The 2944-nt window shown below is 55.0% G+C and carries 1 protein-coding gene; it reads right to left on the bottom strand.

The window, feature by feature from the left end:
• Positions 1 to 573 precede the first annotated feature (573 nt).
• On the bottom strand, positions 574 to 2643 hold the full coding sequence (locus tag D8U60_RS26115) for a hypothetical protein (RefSeq protein WP_130901295.1): 2070 nt from the start codon (positions 2641 to 2643) through the stop codon (positions 574 to 576).
• Positions 2644 to 2944: the final 301 nt, after the last annotated feature.

Raw genomic sequence — 2944 nt, 5'->3', positions numbered from 1 at the left:
CGTAGGGGGAGGTGGGGTCGGTTTCGGGTGGGTTGGGTGTTGGTTTGATCATGGTAAAGCTCCTTGAGAAATGGAGCCGACAGCCTTCGCTGCTAAACGAAGAGGGTGGCGGCTTTACGCGGGTTAGCAGACCAGGCTCAAGGATCCCGGCGCACCGAAGTGCCCCACGCAAGCCGCCATAAAGAGAGGCGGAGCCAGCGTGCCTTGAAAATTTGCCGGGCTGCTAAACCCGATCACTGAACATTCAGCGACCGCACCACAATAGAACCCGCCCCCAAGGCGCACAAGCCGGCGGATTCTGGCTTGGCTGTAGGCAATGGCGCAAGGATTTGTAGCCTTGAGACCGTATCCGCAGGTGTCTTTTAAACAGCTTCGTTTAAATCAAAGAATTGCGCCGAACCTGATGGCCTCTTCGCGAGCAGGCTCGCTCCCACATTTGGAATGCGGTCAAGTTGTGGGAGCGAGCTTGCTCGCGAAAGAGCCATCCGGGCCAGCAGAAAAACCTTGATCACACACGCTATTTAAATCACTGGAATTTAAATCCGTCCCTTTTATTTAGTTCGCTTTGGTGCGCTATTCGTCAGGCAATAAAGGCAGCTTCCGTCGTCGGCCTACGAAAGGATAAGTACCGCTGACGCTAGTTAGGCCGATTGTCAGCCCGCTATGTCGGTGGTCTACGGGGGCGGGAGGAACGGCGTTACCGTTCGAACGTAGATAGCTGATTTGGGCCTGGTCGTTGACGGCAATCGTGCCGTAAAAGTTAGGAGACACCTGACCTAGAAAACTCGATTGAAATTGAAAACTGATGGGGGGATTGAAGATTTGCGTGTCAGTCCTTGTAAATGGAACAGGCTCCAAATTCAGGTCTCGCAGAGCGGCGTGCGCCGCGCTCCAAGTCAAAGCTCGGGAATCAGCGAATAATTCGTACACATTGGAACATTTCACCGGGTATTGAGCAGTTCTCCCCGCTGCATCTCGCACTTCGATCACAGTTGACCCGTTTGAGACAGAGTAGACCTCACCCGTCGTGAAGTTGACGGTTGCGATGTGCACGTTGTGAGAGGTGAAGGTAAAAGGCGGGGTTCCATCAACTGGAAGCCGAGTTGCATGGGACTGTGGAGACTTATAGCTGGTTCGGGTCCAGTCTGGCTGATAAGTGGATTGCGGGGACATATAGTAGTTGAGGCCGTCGAGCAGCATTTCCGACGGATCTATCTTCAATGGCTTGGCCACACTCACCGTATAAGTACGCACCCGAAGCGGCACCGCTTTTGTCTTGTCCTTAAGCCCATCAAGATTGACCGCACAAACCACTCTCAACGGGCTTCCATCTTTCAGGTTCTTCAACCACTCGACTTGCGCCAGTAACGAAATCCTGTCCGCCAGTTCACTAGGCCCGCCGGTCGAAACTTCCTTGGTTACCGGGTTCCCATCCGCGTCGACGCCTTCAAAATCAACCCAGACCGGGTGGGTCTGTTGCATCAGTGGAATTTTTTCCGTGAGCACCCGCGCATCATTCGGTAGTTCCGGAACATTGAGCTGCTGCCCCATTTCCCCCGCAATATTCGGAGTCGGCAAGCGCGGGTCGTCCACCGCGATTTTATCGATGACCACCTCCAGAGGAGGGGATTCGCCGCTGGGCACGCCATCTCGAATCAATACCCACGACACCTGGATTGTTTTGCCTTGATGAGCGAGAAGGAACGCCACGCTGAATGTGAAATTGGCGCGTTGGTTGGTGTTGAATGCCACTTGCGGAAATGATGAACCCGGTAGGCCATCGACAATCTTCAGCGTCGCCTTGTCGTTTGCCAAAGCGGCTTTGAACTCGGCCCGCACCTTCACTCCGCCTTCACTTGCCAGCACATCGATTGGGGAGACGGCGTTAACGAGTGTCGGCGGCTCTTGGGAGATCTTGTCCAGATCCACTTCCACGAACACGGCATCGGACCAGGTTGGAGGGCCGGAGGGATTGGTCAGGTAGTCGACAACGCGATATTTGATTTCGAAGGTTTTATCGTTGCCACCCTCGATCAGCTTGTCTTTCGGGATGTCGATCACAACACTTTGTGGCACGGGAGGCAGGGGCGACACACTGCTGGGTGTGAGCTGATATTGGTGATGCGCGCCATTGCAAGACACAAAAATCAGGTCATACCACTGCACGTTGGCATAAGTGACAGTCACCTTGAACTTGTCAGCTTCCGCCTGGTTGATCACCTTGTGGCTGACGGTGAGATTCAATACCGGTGGTACATCACCGGGCGGAGAGGTTCGATGGTAGAGCACCAGCTCAGGTGTGAGTTCATCATTCCCGGACGTGCGCTCAATGTGAATTTTGATGCGGTTAAGGCCTTTTTGCAGTAAGCCGGCAGGCAGGCGCAAGGGCGTATCGTCGCTTTCCTTGCCCTCAGCGATGGTGGTGCTAGGCCCTTTGTTGTCGTTGATCAGCAGGATGAGCTTATCGTTCTTGGTCTGATTTAAGTAAGCTAGCATGAGGACCAACAAGCCCTCGGTTTCATTGGCTTTCACAATGGTGACGCCGCCATGGACGTCTGCCATTGCAGGTTCCAGCTCGACCATTTCGGGGGCGTGCGGGCGGGTCAGTGCAAACGGTTCAACGAAGTTACGGATGCGGCTCATTGCATTCTCCTTGCGTGATGTAGGAACGCTCTTGCTGCATCTAATGCGAGACCGGCCGGGCCGTCACCTGTCAACTCTGACAGGTAGGAGGGGGTTTGCGATGAACGGTCATGAAGAGTGTTCCCATGCGCAAAGGCATGCAGCCGGGACGCTCCGGGTCCCATCGGGAGCCGAACGCGGAGCGTCCGTTGAGGCATTCCCACGCAGGAGCGTGGGAACGATCATCGGGCTCCGCTACTGCGGTAGCTCCAGATTATCCAGCACCCGATTCACCGCCAGTTCCCCGAGCATGATCAGTTGC

It is taken from the genome of Pseudomonas sp. Sample_11, assembly GCF_004307505.1.
GTDB classification, from domain to species: domain Bacteria; phylum Pseudomonadota; class Gammaproteobacteria; order Pseudomonadales; family Pseudomonadaceae; genus Aquipseudomonas; species Aquipseudomonas atacamensis.
The sequence above is the reverse complement of the archived record's forward strand: the minus strand, read 5'-3'. Positions and strand labels throughout refer to the sequence as shown.